Genomic DNA, 19,200 nt, shown 5'->3' on the forward strand with positions numbered 1-19,200 from the left:
TCGGATCGAAGTATTTCCCAATACAGAATCACATTGGGGTTGTCTATGGATGCGCCATGAGATATTCCTCAAGTGCTTGTTCGCCTAACATTGGCGATGCGACATAGTCTGCAAGAATCCCCGCGAGTGGGGTCCCAGAAAACTGCGCACATGTATAACTTGCTTCAAGGCCCCCACCAATCAGTGCAACCGCCCCGTCGGTACCTACCAACACGCTAATGCCAGCACCGCACGCGAGTGCTGATCCAAACCCCATTTGACCAAGTGCGCCCATGATTCCTGATGTCATGTTACCGGTCCCAAATGAGCCTTCGAATGCGGGTGTGCCAGCGCCGCCACCGCTGCCGGGCAAGCTAATTCCAAATTGATAGCCGCCACCGCCACCGCCAGTGCTGCCACCACTGCCAGTGCTACCACCACTGCTATAATGGCCACTGCCTTTTTGCTTCGTTAGTCCACCACCCACGGCCCGCGATTCTTGGTAGGTTAACTCACGCATCATACTTCTCCTTGGTTGTGCCTTGCGTCAGGGCCGCAAGGCGGTTCACGTTGTCCCGTCGGCGGTGTGCCGGCCGGTTCCCTGAGCTTGGATAGGTCGATCACGCGCTGCGCGCTGGCGATGGTCTCGGCGCGGTGCGCGAGCACGATGCGGGTGATCCGCAGGCGCTGGATCGCGGCGTTCACCGCGCGCTCGGTGGCGATGTCCAGATGGCTGGTGGCCTCGTCCAGCACCAGGATCTTCGGGCGCCGGTACAAGGCGCGCGCCAGGATCACGCGCTGGCGCTGGCCACCGGACAGGGTCGAGCCCATGTCGCCGACCAGACTGTGATAGCCCATCGGCATCGCCACGATGTCGTCGTGGATGTGCGCCAGGCGCGCCGCGGCCTCGATGCGCAGCGGCGTCGCCTCGGGGTCGAAGAAGCTGATGTTGTCGGCGATGCTGCCAGCAAACAGGGTGTCGTCCTGCAGGACCGCGCCCAGCATCGCGCGGTAAGCGCGCTTGCCCAGGCGTTTCAGCTCGATGCCGCCGATGTGAATCTCGCCTTCCTGCGGCTCCAGCAGGCCCAGCAGCAGCTTGGCCAGGGTGCTCTTGCCCATGCCGGAAGGGCCGACGATCGCGACGGATTCGCCCGCCGCGATATCCAGGTTCAGATGCCGCACGATCCACGCTTCGCCCTCGGCATAGCGAAAGCCCAGGTTGCGCACCTGGATCGAGGGCTCCGGCAACGGGCCGGCGTAGTTCGTCTCGACGTGGCGCTCGGGCGGCGTCAGCACGATGTCGGCCAGGCGCTGGCCCTGCAGGCGCAGCATCTTCACCTGCACGGCATAGTCCACCAGGCTGGACGCACGGCTGGTGAACATGCCGCAGTACATGGTGAAGGCGATCAGCATGCCGGCGCTGAAGCTGCCGCTGAGCGCCAGCAGCGCGCCCACCCAGTACACGGCCGTGTTCTCCAGGCCGAAGATCAACTGGCTGCAGGAGCCGAAGATCAGATTGAGGCGCTGCACCACGAGGCCGCGGTTGAGCGTGTCGGTGGTGGCGTTCATGTAACGCGCGGATTGCGCCGCCGACTGGTTGTGCAGGCGGATCGTGGTCGAGCCGCGCACCGCCTCCAGAAAGCGCGACTGCTGTTTGGCCGAGGACACCACCTGCTGGCTGGTGGCCTCGAACTGCACCCGGTACGACAAGGCGCGGATCAGCACGTACAGCAGAAAGGCCGCCAGCACGATGCCGGTCAGCTTGAAGCTGTAGACCAGCATCACCACCAGCGTCAGCGTGGCCATCAAGCCATCGAGCAGCACCTCGACCACGCGCGTGGTCAGTGTGTGCTGGATGGCGTGCACCGCGCTGAAGCGCGAGACGATATCGCCCAGGTGACGCTTGCCGAAGTACTCCTCGGGCAAGCGCAGCAGGTGACTGAACACGTTGCCGGCCCAGGCCAGGTGCAAGCTGGTGCCAAAGCGCATCACCGTCCAACTGCGCAGGGCGCTGACCGCCGTCTGCACCAGCAGCATCAGCACGAAACCGATGCCCAGCACGGTCAGCAGGCTGTGATCGCCATCGGCCAGCACCTGATCGATGATGGTCTGCGTGAACAGCGGACTGAGCAGCGCCAGGATCTCCAGTAGCAGCGCCAGCACCATGACCTCGCTCAGCGCCGACTTGAGGCCGTGGACGCGCCCCATCAGCGCGCGCCAGTTGAACGGGTCCACCTCGCGCGCCTTGCGGAAGTTGGGCGTCGGGCTCAGCTCCAGCGCCACGCCGGTGAACTGCCGGCTGGCCTCCTCGCGCGCGACCGTGCGCTCGCCCTGCGCCGGGTCGTGAATCACCAGTGCGCGGCCGCGCGCTGATTTGAGAACCACGAAGTGGTTCAAGCCCCAGTGCAGGATGCACGGGCGCTTGAGCTGGTCGAGCTCGTCCAGTTCCAGGCGCAGCGGCCGGCCCTGCAAGCCCAGCGCCTGCGCCATCTCGATCAGGCGGTTCAGGGTGGCGCCCTTCAGCGACAGCGAGAAGCGCCGGCGCAAGGCCGCCAGATCGGTCTCGAAACCGTGGTAATTGGCGACCATCGCCAAACACGCCAAGCCGCACTCGGCGGCCTCGCTCTGCAGGATCACCGGCAGGCGCCGATTGCTGCAACTGAAGTTCAGCGGCGTGCGCGGGAGCTCATAGCGCGGGGCCGCGCCGAAGGTGCCGGCATCGCCCCCCGCCACGGCGCCGGGGGTCGGGGCGTACGGCTGCGGGTTGCACATCCGGTACGGCGCTCACGCCTTGCCCTCGGCGTCGATGCGCTGCTTCATGCCCAATAAGGGCTCGAAGATCCAGTCGATCAGCGGGCGCTGGTCCAGCATCACGTTGGCGGTCAGCACCATGCCGGCCTTGAGCGGTTCGAGGTGGCCGTAGGCGCGCACGCGCTGCCGGCGCAGCGCCACCAGCACGCGGTAGAACGAGACCTTCACCGGCTGGCCGAGCAGCGCCGCGGCTTCGGTCGGATCCAGCGCGCTGCGCGAGACCTCGGTCACGCGCCCATGGCGCAGACCATACTTCTGGTACGGAAACGCCTGATAGCGCAACAGCACGGTCTCGCCGCGATGCACGAAGCCCACGGCCGAACTGGGCACCAGCAATTGCGCCAGCAGGTGCGCGCCCTGCGGCACGATGCTGAGCAGGGTTTCGCCGCTGGCCACCGACATGCCCGGCTTGATCACCAGCGCCGAGACCACGCCGGCCTCGGGCGCGCGCAGCACCAGCGCTTGCTGGGTCTCGGCCTGGGCCAGCGTGGCGCGGTTCTGTGCCAGTTGGTTCTGCGTTGCGTGGCGCTGGCTGGCGGCCTGCAGCGGCAATTGCGCCAACTGCGCGCCGGCATCGCCGATCTGCTCGCCCAGCGCCTCGCGCTGGCTGATCAGCGATTTCAGTTGCGAGCGCGCATTGAGATCGGCCAGTTGCTGCTGCTGGATCTCCAGCGCCGAGACGTAGCCCTCCTTGCCCAGCGGCCGGATCTTGGCCAGCAAGGTACCGAGGCTGTGCACCGATTCCCGCTCCAGCGCGATCTCGCCGATGACCTCGCTACGCTGCGCGCCCAGCGCCGCGATGCGGCCGCGCAGCGCGTCGGTCTGATCCAGCAACAAACCCTGCTGATCGATGAGATCGGCTTGCAGCTTGAGCTGCTGCGCCTGCAACTGCGCGATCTCAACCGCCGCCTCGGAGCCCATGGCGGTGCTGCCCAGCGCGCCGTCGATGTCTAGCAAGGGCTGCCCGGCCTGCACGTGCTGGCCAAGATGCACCGCCAGCCGGCGCACCACGCCGCTTTGCAACGCGGTGACATTGAGCAAGCCGGAAGTCGGCACCAAGGTGCCGGGCACCGTGGCGCGGCGCGTGTACTGACCCAGGAACAGATAGGCGACGATGGCGCCGGTCAGGATCAGCGCGGTGCCGACGACGATCCAGCGCCGCGGCGGCGTGGCCAGATGGATGTCGCCCAGCCAGGCATCCTGATGCGCACGCACCGCCTCGGCCCGGAACAGGCTGCCGGTCCCCTCCCTTCCCGCGGCGTTGGCGGCTGCACCCATTCCATACCCCTGCGCATGCGGCTATGCGCGCCGTGAGGTACCACAGGCTCGAAGTCCACGCAGCTTACAGATGGATACGATTGCGCAAGCAGGGCGACTGTTTCGAGCGGGCGGCGCGCAACGTGTTGAATGCGCAACACGGCAACGGCGTTCGGTGCGCGGATCGGCGTGTAGGCTCAAGGATCACCGCGCGTCAGTCGCGGCCTACAGCGCGTCAGGGAAGTCCTACATCACGGGCGGGAACGGAAGATTTCGTGTCGTGCATCGCCTGTTTGCCACCAAGGTCACCGGCGCTACTCGAAATCGCCCGCTTCAAGCTGCCGAACCAGCACCTCGATGGAAGGGCCGTACTCGATGATCCAAAAAGTTCTGGCTACCGGCTACCGGCTACCGGCTCCCGGCTCCCGGCTCCCGGCTCCCAGTTACCCACTACCCACTACCGGCTCCCATCCGCGCCATATCAGCGTGGCCATGCGCCCGCTGCTGGCACCGTCGCGGCGATAGGAATAGAAGCGCGCGTCGCGGAAAGTGTCGTAACCGCCGCCATGCACGGCGGCGACGCCGGCGCGCTGCAGGCGCATGCGTGCCAGCGCGGGCAGATCGCACAGCCAGTGGCCGGTCCTTGTGGCACGGAAGGCGTGCGCGGCATCGGCGTCGGCATCGACGAAAGCGGCGTGCACGCGCGCATCCACCTCATAAGAATCAGCGCCGATACCGGGTCCGATCCAGGCCACCAGCTCGACGGGTGATGTGCGCACCGCGGCGACGGTGGCTTCCAGCACGCCGGCGGCGAGGCCGCGCCAGCCGGCGTGCGCGGCGGCGACGCTGCTGCCGTCGCGCGCGGCGATGAGCACCGGCAGGCAGTCGGCGCTGAGGATCACCAGCACCACATCGGCCGCGGTGGTGACCGCGGCATCGGCTTCAGGCTCGTCGGGAACCTTGTCGCGGCGCGCGCGCGCGCGCGCCGACCGATCCACGCGCAGCACGCGCGTGCCGTGGACTTGATGCAGCCAGTATGGCCGCGACGGCAACGCCGCGCCAGCAACCAGATCGAAGCGGTTGTTGTCGACGTTGGCGGGATCATCACCGGCGCGCGCGCCCAGATTGAAATGCGCGTAGGCGCCCCGCGAGTCGCCGTGCGGTCCGCGCAGCGTGGTCAGCGCGCGTACGCCGGGCGGCGCCGGCCAGTCGGGTGCGAGGCTGGATTCCGCAACGCGGGTCGCGCGCCACATATCGGTGCGCCGCGTGCCAGCGATGAGTGCGCGCGCATCGTCCCCGGGCAAGTCACTCGTGCTCATGCGCGCGCGGCCGCGAACTCGCGCCGTAACACATCCAGCAGCGTGGCGAAATCGTCCGGCAGCGGCGCGCTGAATTCCAGCGCCTCGGCACTGAAGGGATGCACGAAGGCCAGACGCTCGGCGTGCAGCGCCTGACGCTGGAACGCGCGCAGGGCCACGATGAGTTCCGGCGTGGCGGCCGGCGGCAGACGCAGGCCGCCGCCGTACAGCGGGTCGCCGATCAGCGCATGACCGATATGCGCCATGTGCACGCGAATCTGGTGCGTGCGCCCGCTTTCCAGCGTGCATTGCAGCAGTGTGTGGCCGCGCAGACGCTCGCGCACGCGGTAATGGGTGCGCGCCGGGCGACCATCATCGCGCACCGCCTGACGCAGGCGATCGGCAGGATGCCGGCCCAGCGACGCATCCACGGCGCCGCCAGCAATCACTTCGCCACGCACCAGGGCGAGGTACTGCCGCCGCACCGCGCGCGCCGCGATCATCTGTGTCAACGCGGTGTGCGCGCGCAGCGAGCGCGCCACCAGCATCAGGCCCGAGGTGTCCTTGTCCAGCCGGTGCACGATGCCGGCGCGGGGCAGCGTGCCGAGACTGGCATCGAAATGCAGCAGCGCGTTCTGCAACGTGCCGGAAGACACCCCGGCACCGGGATGCACGACCAGCCCGGCCGGTTTGTTCAGCACCAGCAGATCGGCATCGACGTGCAGCAGATCCAGCGCAATCGCCTCCGGCGCGGCCGGCACGGCCTGCTCCAGCTCGGGTTCGAGCACGATGCGCTCGCCGCCGTGCAGGCGCTGGCTGGGGCTGCAATCGCCGCCGTCCACGCGCACGCGACCGCCGCGGATCCAGTCGCTGAGGCGCGCGCGCGAATAGTCGGGGAACAGCTCGGCCAGGATCTGGTCAAGGCGTCGTCCCGCCGCGTCCAGCGGCACGATCGCGGCCAGCGCCGCGCTCATTCGGGCACCCCCGGCCGGTTGATCACGCCACGCGTGCTTAATGCAAGGCTCAGGCGGCTTTCCGTTACACTTGGCGCTTTGTCACGCTTGCGGATTGTCTTCATGCGCTCCATCCGGCTGTTTGTGTTGCTTGCATTGGTGCTGGCCCTGCCGGCGTGCTCATTGTTTCATGGCACACGCGAGAATCTCGACACGATGACGGTCGAGGCGCTGTACAACCGCGCCACGACCGCGCTGAAGAACGACAACTATGGCGCTGCCAAGCAGCTATACGACAAGCTGATCACGCGCTTCCCCTACGGACCCTACACCGAGCGCGCGCAGATCAACCTGGCCTACGCGCAGTTCAAGAACGGCCAGCCCGACGACGCCTACGCCACGGTCAATCGTTTCATCAAGACCTACCCGGCCTCGAACGACATCGCCTACGCCTACTACCTGCGCGGGCTGATCAATTTCAACCGCTCCGGCGGCATGCTCTCGCGCATTTTTCCGGTCAACCGCAGCAAGCGCGACCAGGGCTACGCGGTGCAGTCCTTCGATGATTTCAGCCTGCTGCTGCAGCGCTATCCGACCAGTATCTACGCGCAGGACGCGCGCCAGCGCATGATCTGGCTGCGCAACGGACTGGCGCAGTTCGAGATGAACATCGCCTTCTACTACTACGAGCGTCAGGCCTACATCGCCTCGCTGAACCGCGCCAAGTATGTGCTCGATCACTACCAGCAGGCACCGCAGACCGGCGATGCGCTGGCGCTGATGGTGCAGAGCTACAAGCACCTCGACGACACCAAGCTGGCCGATCAGACACTGGCCGTGCTCAAGCTCAATTACCCGGATCACCCGTACTTCAAGCACCCCAATAGCTGGCCACACTACAGTTCGGATTTGTGGCGTTTGGTTCCGTTCCAGGGCGGCTTCGGCGTGACCGACTCCGGGGTCAAGGTCGCCAGCCGGAAGTAATCGGGTAGCGCCGCTCGCGGCCGAAGGCGCGCGTGGACACCTTCGGCCCCGGCGCCGCCTGGCGGCGCTTGAACTCGTTGACCAATACCATGCGCGCCACGCGGCGCACGGTTTCAGCATCGAAGCCTGCGGCAACGATCTCGGCCTGCGACTGCTCGCCCTCGATGAAGCGCTCGAGAATTGCATCGAGCAGGTCATACGGCGGCAGCGAGTCCTGATCGATCTGATCCGCGCGCAATTCCGCTGAAGGCGCGCGCTCGATCACCGCGCTTGGTATGACCTCGCCGCGGCTCTGCCCCGGTCGCCGGTCCCCGGTCCCCGGTCCCGATGAATTGCGCCAGCGCGCCAACGCATACACCGTGGTCTTGTACACGTCCTTGAGCGGCGCATACGCCCCGCACATGTCGCCGTACAGCGTTGCGTAACCCACTGCCAGCTCGCTCTTGTTGCCGGTGGACAACAGCAGCGCGCCGAGCTTGTTGGACAATGCCATCAGCAGCACGCCGCGGATGCGCGATTGCAGGTTTTCCTCGGTCAGATCCGGCACGCGGCCGGCGAACTCGGGCGCCAGCGTGTGCAACAGCGCGTTGAAACCGGGCTCGATGGGCAGCTCGGCGCAAACCACGCCCAGCGCGCGCGCCTGCGCCTCGGCCTCGCGCCCGGACAGCGCCGAGGTGTAGCGCGAGGGCAAACGATAGCCGCGCACGCGTTCGGCGCCCAGCGCATCCACCGCCAGCGCCAGCGTCAGCGCCGAATCGATGCCGCCGGACAAGCCCAGCAGTACATCGCTGAAACCGTTCTTGCGCACGTAATCGCGCACACCGCGCACCAGCCCGGCGTAGAGCACGGCGAGGTCTTCGTATTGCGGCGCCGGCCAATCCAGCGCGCGCAGACTGCGCGTCGCCGAATCGTACTCGGCCAGCAGCAGCGCATCGACAAAAGCCGGCGCGCGCGCGGCGATGCCGCCATCGGCCTGCACCAGCAGCGCGCCGCCATCGAACAGCAAGTCGTCCTGACCGCCGACCAGATTGAGGTAGGCGATGGCCATCGCGTTCTCGCGCGCGCGCAGCGCCAGCACGCGCTCGCGCTGCGCGGCGTGCGCGCAATCGTAGGGCGAGGCGTTGATCACCAGCAGCAGCTCGGCGCCGGACGCGCGCGCCGCGGCTGCCGGCGCGGCGTGCCAGATGTCCTCGCAGATCAGCACGCCGACGCGCGCGCCATCCAGATCCAGCACCACGCTGTCGTGCCCGGCACGAAAGTAGCGCTTCTCGTCGAACACCGCGTAGTTGGGCAGCAGTTGCTTGCGATAGGTCCGTTCGACGTGTCCGCCGCGCAGCAGGCTGGCGGCGTTGAACACCTCGCCCCCGGGCTCGGCATGGCCGACCACGGCGGCGATGCCCGCGGGCAGCTCGGCGGCGAGCTGCTGCAAGGCGCGCGTGCCGGCGGCAAGAAAGCTGGGGCGCAGCAGCAAATCCTCGGGCGGATAGCCGCACAAGGCCAGTTCTGGAAAAACCACCAGTTGCGCATCGCGCGCCCGCGCCCGCGTCGCCAGTGCGCGCATGTGCGCGGCGTTGGCGGCAATGGCGCCGACGGGAAAATCATGCTGGGCCAGCGCCAAACGCAATTTCGCCATGGATGTTCGATCCGTGATGGAAGTGTGCGCTGCAGCGGTAATCCACGGCTTGTGGTGGCGCACGCGCAGAGCCGCATTGTAGTGCGCCGGCACCGAGCACCCGCATCGGTCGCGTGCCATCAGGCTTCGGTGCTTGCAAACAACGGAGTAGGAATTCCGCGATGGACACCGTTTCTTCAGCATTGCGCCAGAAACACCTGACCGCTGCGCTGGCTCTTGTCTTGCTGCCCGCGAGCAGCGTGTTTGCGCAATCGATGACAAGCGGTGCACCTGCGGCACCCACTGCGATGAGCACGCCGGGCATGACGGGACTGCTCGCCGCCAATCCGAATCCGACGAGTTTCGTGCGCGACGGCAAGGTGCTCGAATCGCGGCTCATCGGCCAGACTTCCACCGGGCCGCGGTATTTCTGCAGTCGGCCATCGCCACCGCGCCCTACCCGTACGACGCCGATGCGCCCTCGGGCTCCAATCTGGGTCCGACCAATCCGGCGCTGCGCAGTGCGATCGAGCAACGCATTGCCGCGCTGCAGGCCGCCGATCCGGGCCAGCGCGGTGCGATCCCGGTGGATCTGGTCACCACATCGGCCAGCGGGCTTGACCCCGACATCACCCCGGCCGCGGCGCAGTACCAGCTCGCGCGCCACCTGTCGCCAGCGGTCGTGCAGGCGATGATCCGGGGCTCGGCGCATGCGCGCCAATGTGGCGTGCCGGGCGAGCCGCGGGGCAACGTGCTGGAGCTGGATCTACGCCTCGACGGATTTTGGTCGCGGTGCTGAGCCACGTGCTTGACTGGCGCCACAGCACGCGTGCGTCCACCATGGGCGCCATCGAAACCGCCAAAGCTGACGCATGGCCGCCGAGCACACCGATGCGCGCCCCGATCCCGACGCACTTCTGCAGCGCGTGCAGCGCGAGGCCAGCGCAGCGGCGCGCGGTCGCCTGAAGATATTTTTCGGCGCGTCGGCGGGTGTCGGCAAGTCCTATGCCATGCTCGAAGCCGCGCGCAAGCAGGCCGCCGTGGGCATCGACGTGGTCGTCGGCTATATCGAGCTGCACGGCCGCGCGGAAACCGAGGCGTTGCTCGAAGGCCTGCAAATCCTGCCGCCGCAACGGCTGCAGCATCGCGGCATCACGCTCGCGGAGTTCGATCTCGATGCCGCGCTGCTGCGCCGTCCCGCGCTGCTGCTGGTCGATGAGCTGGCGCACACCAACCACGCCGGCGCGCGTCACGCCAAGCGCTGGCAAGACGTGGTGGAGTTGCTCGATGCCGGCATCGATGTCTACACCACGGTCAACGTGCAGCACGTGGAAAGCCTCAACGACGTGGTTGCGCAGATCACTGGCGTGCGCGTGCGCGAAACCGTGCCCGACAGCGTGTTCGAGAGCGCCGACGAAGTCGAGCTGATCGATCTGCCGCCGGATGACCTGATCGAGCGCCTGCACGAAGGCAAGGTGTACCTGCCGGAGAAGGCGCGGCACGCGGTCGATGCGTTCTTCCGCAAGGGCAACCTGATCGCCCTGCGCCAGCTCGCGCTGCGCGCGACCGCCGATCGCGTCGATGCGGCGATGCGCGAATATCGCGAGCACCACGCCATCACCGGCACCTGGGCAGCGGGTGAGCGCGTGCTGGTGTGCGTCGGTCCGGATGCGCTCTCGGAACAACTCGTGCGCCGCGCGCGGAGGCTGTCCAACTCGCTGCACGGCGAATGGCTTGCCGTGTACGTGGAAACACCGCAGTTGCAGCATCTGCCGCAAGCCGCGCGCGATCGCGTGCTGCGCACGCTCAAGCTGGCCGAGAGCCTGGGCGCGCAGACCGACAACCTCAGCGGCGAACACGTGGCGGAGGAACTGCTGAATTTCGCGCGGCGGCGCAATGTCAGCAAGATCATCGTCGGCAAGCCGATGCGCACGCGCTGGCGCGATCGCCTGCGCCCCAGCCTGGTCGATGCGCTGATTCGCGGCAGCGGCGATATCGACGTGCTGGTCACCACCAGCGAACCGGGCGCGGCGGTCGCCGCCATGCCACGCCTGCCGCGACGCAGCAGCCGCCGTCCCGCCTACATCAAGGGACTGGTCGCCGTGCTGCTGGCGACGGTGCTATGCGCGGCGCTGTTCCGCGTGCTCGGGCCGACCAACCTGGTGATGATTTACCTGCTCGCCGTGGTCTGGGTGGCGGCGCGCTACGGGCGCGGTCCTTCGGTGCTGGCTGCCGTGACCAGCGTCGTGCTGTTCGATTTCCTGTTCGTCGAGCCGTATTTCTCGTTCGCGGTATCGGATACGCAGTACCTGCTGACCTTCGTGGTGATGCTCACGGTGGGTCTGACGATCAGCAATCTGACCGCGCAGAGCCGACGTCGCGCCGCGGTGGCGCGACACCGCGAGCGGCGCATGCGCTCACTCAATGCGCTGAGCAGCGAGCTGGCGCGTGAACGTTCGCGCGAGAGCCTGGTCGAAGTGCTGCGTCGGCACATCCTCAGAGCCGTTGGCGGCCAGGCCGCTGTATTGTTTCCGGATGCCACGGGCCACCTGCGGGATGCGGATTTTTTCTGTACGCGCGGGCACGCGCCACCGCCGGGACAAACCTGGTTTCCAGTGCCCGGCAACGATCTCGGTATCGCGCAGTGGGCTTACGATCACCAGCGCAACGCCGGTCTTGGCACCGATACGCTGGCCAGCGCCGATGCCGTGTATCTGCCGCTGAAGGCCCTGCAGCGCTGCATCGGCGTGCTCGGACTGCGCCCGCGCGAGCCGCGCCAGTTGCAGGTGCCGGAGCAGATGCACGCGCTCGATGCGATGGTCAATCAGGCAGCCATCGCCATCGAGCGCGTGGAACTGGCCACGACCGCGCGCAATGCCGGCATCGAGATCGAGTCCGAGCGCCTGCGCAACGCCATGCTGAGCTCGATCTCGCACGATTTCCGCACCCCCCTGGCGACCATCATCGGCGCCGCCACCACGCTGTTGTCGGATGCGCCCGCGGGCATCGACGAGGCGCACCGGCGCACGCTGCTGCAAAGCCTGTTGGCCGAGGCCGAGCGCCTGCACCGACTGAGCGGAAATCTGCTCGACCTCAGCCGCTTCGACGCCGGTGGACCGCGGCTCAAGCGCGAATGGCTGGCCATCGACGAGCTGATCGGCGCGGCCCTGGCGCAGTTGCACGGCGCGCTGGGTCAGCGCCCGCTGCGCATCGATCTGGCGCCGGATCTGCCGCTGTTTCCGGGCGACGAGACGCTGATCGGCCAACTGCTGATCAACCTCATCGAAAACGCGATCAAGCACACGCCCGCCAGCAGCGCCATCGAAGTCGCCGCGCAGGCCGACGCCGACTGGCTGCACGTCGCGGTGCGCGACCGCGGCCCGGGGCTGCCCGCGGGGGACGCGCAGCGTCTGTTCGAGAAATTCCAGCGCGGGCGCGCCGAGGATGCGCAAAGCGGCTTCGGGCTGGGTCTCAGCATCGCGCGCGCCATCGTCCTCGCGCATGGCGGTCAGATCAACGCGCAGGCGCGCGCCGGAGGCGGCGCCGAATTCGCATTCACCCTGCCGCTGCACCGCGCGGAGCAACCCGGCGGTGACTGAGCCCCTGGCCAGCATCGTGTTGATCGAGGATGACCCGCAGATCCGGCGTTTTCTGGTGGCGGCGCTGGAAATCCACGGCTACGCGCCGCACGAGGCCGCGACCGCCGCCGAGGGCCTGCGTCAGGTCACCATGCGCCAGCCTGACCTGGTCATTCTCGATCTCGGCTTGCCCGATCTGGCCGGGCTGGATCTGATCAACCGGCTGCGCGAGTGGTACACGCGCCCGATCCTGGTGCTGTCGGCGCGTACGCAGGAGCACGACAAAGTGGCGGCGCTGGATTGCGGTGCCGACGATTACCTGACCAAGCCGTTCGGCATCGAGGAACTGCTGGCGCGCTTGCGCGTGGCTCTGCGTCACCTCGCCGGACAACGCTCGGGCGATGCCAGTGGGCGCATCGAGGCCGGCAGTCTGCTGATCGATGCCGCCGCACGGCGCGTGTTGAAGCAGGGCACCGACGTGCATCTGACTCCACGCGAGTACCAGTTGCTGCTGGCGCTCGCCAGCCAGCGTGGCAAGGTGCTGACACACCGCCAGTTGCTGCGCGAGGTATGGGGGCCTGCACACGTCGAGTCGCCGCACTACCTGCGCATCTACATGCGCGCGCTGCGCGCCAAGATCGAGGACGATCCAGCGCGGCCGCGCTGGCTGCTGACCGAGATCGGCGTCGGCTATCGCTTCGCCGATGATGGCTAGCCGCGCATGCGGCTGAAACGCGACGGGCCGGGAAATCCCGGCCCGTGCGTGCTTCTGCTCGAGCATCACCGGTCGGCGAACTCGCGGGTTGGCCGGGGCGGTTTACTTGCGCATGCGCTGCGCCAGCGTCTTGCCCAGATCAGCCGGTGATTTCACCGTGGTCACACCGGCTTTTTCCAGCGCGGCGAACTTGGCCGCGGCAGTGCCCTTGCCGCCGGAGATGATGGCGCCAGCGTGGCCCATGCGCTTGCCGGCCGGGGCCGAGGCGCCGGCGATGAACGCCACCACCGGCTTGCGCACGTACTCGGCGATGAATTCGGCGGCTTCTTCCTCGGCGCTGCCGCCGATCTCGCCGACCATGATGATGCCCTCGGTCTGCGCGTCGTCCTGGAATAGCTTCAAGCAGTCGATGAAGTTGAGACCGTTGATCGGATCGCCGCCGATGCCGATGCAAGTGCTCTGGCCGAGGCCGGCCTGCGTGGTCTGGAACACGGCTTCGTAGGTGAGCGTGCCGGAGCGCGACACGATGCCAACCTTGCCGGGCTGGTGGATGTGACCGGGCATGATGCCGATCTTGCACTCGCCGGGGGTGATGATGCCGGGGCAGTTGGGCCCGATCAGCACCGTGCCGGGGTAGCTGTGGGTAAGCGCGTTCTTGACGCGCAGCATGTCCAGCACCGGGATGCCCTCGGTGATGGCCACGATCACCTTGATGCCGGCGTCGGCGGCCTCGAGGATGGCGTCGGCCGCGAACGGCGGCGGCACGAAGATCATGCTGGCGTCGGCGCCGGTGCGGTCCACCGCGTCCTGCATGGTGTTGAACACGGGCAGGCCGAGGTGTTCGCTGCCGCCCTTGCCGGGGGTGATGCCGCCGACCAATCGGGTGCCGTAATCCAGCGCCTGCTGCGAATGGAAAGTGCCCTGCTGGCCGGTGAAGCCCTGGCAGATCACCCTGGTGTTTTTGTGTACGAGCACGGACATGATGAATTCTCTTGTGGGTTTGGATCCCGGGTCGGCGCGCATCCCTGCGCAGCCCGGGACTCGACCATCCTGGCCTCGGCGATAGGAATGATCAGGCGGCGATCGCCGCGACGGCTTTGCGCGCGGCGTCGTTGAGGTCGTCGGCGGGGGTGATCTTCAGCCCCGAATTGGCCAGCAGTGCGCGGCCCTGCTCGACGTTGGTACCCTGCAGGCGCACCACCACCGGAATCTTCAGGCCGACTTCTTTCACCGCGGCGATGATGCCCTCGGCGATCAAATCGCAGCGCACGATGCCGCCGAAGATGTTGACCAGGATCGCCTTGACCTTGTCCGAGCTGAGGATCAGCTTGAACGCCTCGGTCACGCGCTCCTTGGTGGCGCCGCCGCCGACGTCGAGGAAGTTGGCCGGCTCGGCGCCGGCCAGCTTGATCACGTCCATGGTGGCCATGGCCAGCCCCGCGCCATTGACCATGCAGCCGATGTTGCCGTCCATGGTCACGTAGTTGAGGTTGTTCTCCAGGGCCTCGGCCTCGGTCGGGTCTTCCTGGGTCTTGTCGCGCATCGCGGCCAGGCGCGGATGGCGGAACTCGGCGTTGTCGTCGGAGTTGACCTTGCCGTCCAGCGCCATCAGGTCGCCATTGGCGACGATCGCCAGCGGGTTGAGCTCGATCAGCGCCAGATCCTGCTCGTTGAACAGCTTGTACAGGCCCAGCATGATCTTGCCGAGCTGGCCGATCTGCTTGGCGTCGAGGCCCATGGCGAAGCCCAGCTTGCGGCACTGGTAGGGCTGCAGGCCCTGGATGAAATCCACGGTCACGGTGTGGATGTCCTCGGGGGTTTCGCGCGCCACCTGCTCGATGTCCACGCCGCCGCGGCTGGAGGCGATGAACGCCACCGCCTTGCTGCCGCGATCGACCAGGATCGACAGATACAGCTCCTTGCGGATGTCGCCGGCATCGGTCACCAGCACCTCGTGCACCGGCAGCGCACGCCCGGCCGACTGATACGTGGCCATGCGCGTGCCGAGCATGCCGGCCGCCGCGGCCCTGACCTCGGCGTGGGTCTTGCAAAACTTGACACCGCCGGACTTGCCGCGGCCACCGGCGTGGATCTGCGCCTTGACCATCCAGGGACCGGCGCCCAGCGCCTTGGCGGCATCGACCGCCAGATCGGGCGTGTTGGCGACCTTGCCCGCGGGCACGGCGATGCCGTACTCGGCGAACAATTCTTTGGCCTGATATTCGTGGAAATTCATGCACGACCTCGAGGACTGCGGGGGGAAGGGAACGCGGCGCAATGACATCGGCGCTGGGCGCCACGGCCGCGGAAAGCCGCTTATTTTCGACCTTATCGGCGTGCGAGGCAAAGTTGCGCGTTGCGCGCGCGTCTGCTCGGCGGCCTGAGCGCGGGCGCCACACCTCGCGTGCCACGGCGCCAGCGCGCGGCGCGCGGTGCTTCGCCTATACTGCGGCCGCGTCAATCGGGGCGGGACGCCAAGAGCAACCTCGGTCGCTTTGCGTCAATTATCGCAATGCGCAATCCGCGCACAGCTTGGCGAACGTCGGTCCGACCCATCGACCTGTACGAGGATTCGCGCGTGGCGGCTGCACACGACACCAACCCGCATCTGTCCGCCGGCGAGATCGTGCGCCGCGAGCTGTACTTCACCAATTTGTACCGCGTGCTGCAGGCCAGCACCTACATCGGGCTCGCGTTCAGTCCGTGGCTGGGCGATCTGGTGCAGCCGCAACTGCCGTCGCTGGCGCGCTGGGTTTCGGTGGTCTACGTGGTCCTCGCCGTGGCCATGCTGCTGAACACGCGACGCGCGCTGCCGCGCCTGCGCGCGCAGTTGCCGGTGATGGTCGGCATCGACGTGCTCGCGGCATTGCTGATGATCATCGCCATCCCCGATGCCCACACCGGCATCGCCGGGCTGCTGATCGTCAACCTCAGCGCGGCGGCGGCGCTGCTCTCGCTGCGCGCCGCGTTCACCCTGTCCGGCGCGGCCAGCGGTGCGCTGATGCTGCTCAGCATTTTCGACGTGTTCGCGCAGAACAGCCCGGTGCGCCTGCTGCTGGAGGCGCTGCTGTTCGCCTTCACCTACATCGCCGCGGCCTGGCTCAACCACACCCTGGGCCGGCAGATGCGCGCCAGCGAGGCACTGGCCGAACGCCGCGGGCTGGATCTGGCCAACCTCGCGCAGGTCAACGAGCTGATCATCAAGCGCATGAAAACCGGCGTGCTGCTGGTGGATGCCGGCAACCATATTCATCAGATGAACGAGTCCGCGTGGCTGCTGCTGGGCAGCCCCGGCAGCGAGCAGCGCGATCTCGGCAGCTTGGCGCCGGAGTTGTCGCGGCGCCTGTACCACTGGCGCAATCTGGGACGCATGGACGAAACCGCCGTGGCGCTGGCCGAGGGCGTGCCCGAGGTGGTGCCGCGCTTCACGCGCCTGGCTGCCAACGACGACTCGCACACGCTGATCTTTCTCGACGACACGTCCCTGGTATCACGGCGTGCCGAGGAGATGACGCTGAGCTCGCTGGGGCGCTTGTCGGCTTCGATCGCGCACGAGATCCGCAACCCGCTGGCGGCGATCCGCTACTCGGCGCAACTGCTGGCCGAGTCGCCCGACCTCAACGCCGAGGACACGCGCATGGTCGAGATCATCAACAACCATTGCGTGCGCCTGAACGATATCGTCGAGAACATCTTGCAGCTCTCGCGCCGCGACCGCTCGCGCCCGGAGATGCTGGATCTCAACGACTGGGTGTTGCGCTTCGTCGAGGAATACTCCGAGTCCAACGACATCGGCAATGACAGCCTGCGCGCGATCACCCAGGCCCGCGCGGTGGAGGCGCTGGTCGATCCGCAGCACCTGCAGCAGGTGGTATGGAATCTGGTACAGAACGCGCTGCGCTACGGACGCATGCCCGGCGAGCCAGCGCGGGTGATGGTGATCGCGCGCAACGCCACCGAGCAGGGTCCGCCGCTGCTGGAGGTAGTCGATCGCGGTCCCGGCATCCCGCCCAAGGTCGCGGCGCAAATCTTCGAGCCGTTTTTCACCACGCACGAGATGGGCACCGGGCTGGGTCTGTATCTGGCGCGGCAGATGTGCGACGCCAACCAGGCCACGCTGGAATACGTGCCGGTGCCGGGCGGCGGCAGTTGCTTCCGCATCAGCCTTGGTGCCTCGGTACGCATGGCCGCGTCGGCATGAACCTTTGCCGGACAGCGCTGCGGCGTTACTCTCAGCCGCAGCAACCGTCGCAGGCAGGGATCGGGACATGAGCAAACAAACCGTACTGGTGGTGGACGACGAGCGCGACATTCGCGAACTGCTGACCATCACCCTTGGGCGCATGAATCTGCTGGTCGATTCCGCGGGCAGCGTCGGCGACGCCAAACGCCTGCTGTCCGAGCACCGCTACGACCTGTGCTTCACCGACATGCGCCTGCCGGATGGCTCCGGGCAGGAACTGCTGGAACTGATCTCGGCTGAATACGCCGAAATGCCGGTGGCGATGATCACCGCCTATGGCAACGTCGATGCCGCGGTCAACGCGCTCAAGGCCGGTGCCTTCGATTTCGTCTCCAAGCCGGTCGACATCAACATGTTGCGGCGCCTGGTGCAAACCGCGCTGCGCCTCGGCCAGCAGCGCCGCGAACAGGGCGAGAACGGCGCCACCAGTGCCGATGCCGCCAGCAGCAATGCCGGCTCCGCCAGCCGTCTGGTCGGTATCTCGTCCGCCATCGAACTGGTGCGCGCCACCATCGGCAAGCTCGCGCGCAATCAGGCGCCGGTGTACATCTCGGGTGAGTCCGGCGTGGGCAAGGAGCTGGTCGCGCGTCTGATCCACGAGCAAGGCCCGCGCGGCGGCGGCCCGTTCGTGCCGGTCAACTGCGGCGCGATTCCCGGCGAATTGATGGAAAGTGAATTCTTCGGCCACAAGAAAGGCAGCTTCACCGGCGCCAACGTCGACAAGGAAGGCCTGTTCCAGGCCGCCCACGGCGGCACGCTGTTCCTCGACGAGGTGGCCGATCTGCCCATGCACATGCAGGTCAAGCTGCTGCGCGTGATCCAGGAAAAAGCCGTGCGCCCGATCGGCGCGCACGCCGAGATTCCAGTGGACGTGCGCATCCTCTCGGCCACGCACAAGGATCTGGCGCGGCTGGTCGAGCGCGGCCAGTTCCGCCAGGACTTGTTCTATCGCATCAACGTGATCGAGCTGCGCGTGCCGCCGTTGCGCGAGCGCCGCGAGGACGTACCGCGCCTGACCGCGCGCATCCTCGAACGCCTCGCCGCCGACAACGGCATGGATGCGCCGCCGCGGCTGCAGCCCGAGGCGCTGAAGGCACTGCTGGATTACGGCTTCCCCGGCAACGTGCGCGAGCTGGAAAACATCCTCGAGCGCGCCGTGGCCTTGTGCGACAACGGCAGCATCGAGCGCAGCGACCTGATGCTGATGCCCGCCACAGGTGCATCGACCCATGGCGGCACTGCCAGCGCCGCGATCGACCCCAACGCCACGCCCGCCGCCCCCGGCCCGCAATCGCTGGACGACATGGTCACCGGCCTCGAACGCGAAAAGATCATGCAGACCCTGCAGAAAACCCGCTACAACAAGACCGCCGCCGCGCGCGAGCTGGGCATCACCTTCCGCGCGTTGCGTTACAAGCTCAAGAAGCTGGGGATCGATTGAGGGGCGGGCGCGACCCGAAGCTGACGCTCAACGTTTGAGCTGGGCGACCGTGACCGATTGCTCGCACAGGGTCTGATTCAGCCACTGGCGGCTTTGTGGTGCCAACACACACGGGTCTTTCTCAACTTTTGCTGGCGCCCGCCCCAGACGAAAATTCAGTTCCGTGTTGGAGCAACAAATGAAAGCGCGCATAGATAGTGATTCCGCTTGTTTGAACACGATCCTGGGTTGTTTAAGTGGATCGGCTGCGGGTTGAGATGCGTGTTGGCTCTGCTCAGGCGGCCTACGGCAGAGCCGGTGGCCCGAGTGAAGTACACCGCATCCGGGGT

General features: G+C 67.1%; 16 protein-coding genes. 6 read left to right on the forward strand and 10 right to left on the reverse strand.

The window, feature by feature from the left end; all coding sequences use genetic code 11:
• Positions 1-43 precede the first annotated feature (43 nt).
• The 5 genes from ACYDAT_RS07255 to rluD all read right to left on the reverse strand — a co-directional run bounded on the left by ACYDAT_RS07255 (position 44) and on the right by rluD (position 6,319).
• Entirely contained in the window at positions 44-499 is a 456-nt protein-coding gene (locus tag ACYDAT_RS07255) for a hypothetical protein (RefSeq protein WP_461449270.1), read from the reverse strand.
• Positions 499-2,751 carry a peptidase domain-containing ABC transporter gene (locus ACYDAT_RS07260; RefSeq protein ID WP_461449272.1) on the reverse strand — a complete coding sequence of 751 codons (2,253 nt, stop codon included), beginning with the start codon at positions 2,749-2,751 and terminating at the stop codon, positions 499-501. Before ACYDAT_RS07260 ends, ACYDAT_RS07255 begins: the two co-directional genes overlap by 1 nt.
• A 12-nt stretch (positions 2,752-2,763) precedes the next feature.
• Positions 2,764-4,068, reverse strand: coding sequence for an HlyD family secretion protein (locus ACYDAT_RS07265; RefSeq protein ID WP_461449274.1), 1,305 nt, complete (start codon positions 4,066-4,068; stop codon positions 2,764-2,766).
• Between the two features lie 422 nt (positions 4,069-4,490).
• Entirely contained in the window at positions 4,491-5,300 is an 810-nt protein-coding gene (gene pgeF, locus ACYDAT_RS07270) for a peptidoglycan editing factor PgeF (RefSeq protein WP_461449296.1), read from the reverse strand.
• 62 nt (positions 5,301-5,362) lie between these two features.
• The gene (rluD, locus tag ACYDAT_RS07275) at positions 5,363-6,319 is read right to left on the reverse strand and encodes a 23S rRNA pseudouridine(1911/1915/1917) synthase RluD (protein ID WP_461449276.1); all 957 of its coding nucleotides are present in this window, start codon (positions 6,317-6,319) and stop codon (positions 5,363-5,365) included.
• A 102-nt stretch (positions 6,320-6,421) separates the two neighbouring features.
• Here rluD and ACYDAT_RS07280 point away from each other — a divergent pair, with 102 nt between their 5' ends.
• Positions 6,422-7,282 (forward strand): outer membrane protein assembly factor BamD, encoded by an 861-nt coding sequence (locus ACYDAT_RS07280; protein WP_461438945.1) that lies wholly within the window; start codon positions 6,422-6,424, stop codon positions 7,280-7,282.
• On the opposite strand, the gene ACYDAT_RS07285 is transcribed toward ACYDAT_RS07280, so the two are convergent.
• Positions 7,260-8,915, reverse strand: a complete 1,656-nt coding sequence (locus ACYDAT_RS07285) for an NAD+ synthase (protein WP_461449278.1) — start codon at positions 8,913-8,915, stop codon at positions 7,260-7,262. The two genes, ACYDAT_RS07280 and ACYDAT_RS07285, sit on opposite strands and share 23 nt — an antisense overlap.
• On the reverse strand, positions 8,881-9,294 hold the full coding sequence (locus tag ACYDAT_RS07290) for a hypothetical protein (protein WP_461449280.1): 414 nt from the start codon (positions 9,292-9,294) through the stop codon (positions 8,881-8,883). Before ACYDAT_RS07290 ends, ACYDAT_RS07285 begins: the two co-directional genes overlap by 35 nt.
• A 42-nt stretch (positions 9,295-9,336) precedes the next feature.
• Here ACYDAT_RS07290 and ACYDAT_RS07295 point away from each other — a divergent pair, with 42 nt between their 5' ends.
• The 3 genes from ACYDAT_RS07295 to ACYDAT_RS07305 all read left to right on the forward strand — a co-directional run bounded on the left by ACYDAT_RS07295 (position 9,337) and on the right by ACYDAT_RS07305 (position 13,187).
• Positions 9,337-9,693, forward strand: coding sequence for a potassium-transporting ATPase subunit C (locus ACYDAT_RS07295; protein WP_461449298.1), 357 nt, complete (start codon positions 9,337-9,339; stop codon positions 9,691-9,693).
• A 73-nt stretch (positions 9,694-9,766) separates the two neighbouring features.
• Positions 9,767-12,493 carry a DUF4118 domain-containing protein gene (locus ACYDAT_RS07300; protein WP_461449282.1) on the forward strand — a complete coding sequence of 909 codons (2,727 nt, stop codon included), beginning with the start codon at positions 9,767-9,769 and terminating at the stop codon, positions 12,491-12,493.
• Entirely contained in the window at positions 12,486-13,187 is a 702-nt protein-coding gene (locus tag ACYDAT_RS07305; RefSeq protein WP_461449284.1) for a response regulator, read from the forward strand. Before ACYDAT_RS07300 ends, ACYDAT_RS07305 begins: the two co-directional genes overlap by 8 nt.
• 102 nt (positions 13,188-13,289) lie before the next feature.
• On the opposite strand, the gene sucD is transcribed toward ACYDAT_RS07305, so the two are convergent.
• Entirely contained in the window at positions 13,290-14,168 is an 879-nt protein-coding gene (sucD, locus tag ACYDAT_RS07310; RefSeq protein ID WP_461449286.1) for a succinate--CoA ligase subunit alpha, read from the reverse strand.
• Positions 14,169-14,259: 91 nt separating this feature from the next.
• Positions 14,260-15,423, reverse strand: coding sequence for an ADP-forming succinate--CoA ligase subunit beta (gene sucC, locus ACYDAT_RS07315; protein ID WP_461440033.1), 1,164 nt, complete (start codon positions 15,421-15,423; stop codon positions 14,260-14,262).
• A 342-nt stretch (positions 15,424-15,765) separates the two neighbouring features.
• On the opposite strand from sucC, the gene ACYDAT_RS07320 reads away from it, so the two are divergent.
• Positions 15,766-17,388: a sensor histidine kinase gene (locus ACYDAT_RS07320; RefSeq protein WP_461449288.1), complete on the forward strand. Its 1,623-nt coding sequence runs from the start codon at positions 15,766-15,768 to the stop codon at positions 17,386-17,388.
• 67 nt (positions 17,389-17,455) lie between these two features.
• Entirely contained in the window at positions 17,456-18,871 is a 1,416-nt protein-coding gene (locus ACYDAT_RS07325) for a sigma-54-dependent transcriptional regulator (RefSeq protein ID WP_461449290.1), read from the forward strand.
• Between the two features lie 27 nt (positions 18,872-18,898).
• On the opposite strand, the gene ACYDAT_RS07330 is transcribed toward ACYDAT_RS07325, so the two are convergent.
• A partial coding sequence (locus ACYDAT_RS07330; RefSeq protein WP_461449292.1) for a hypothetical protein occupies positions 18,899-19,200 on the reverse strand: 302 nt, incomplete at its 5' end.

This window comes from Metallibacterium sp. (assembly GCF_054637675.1).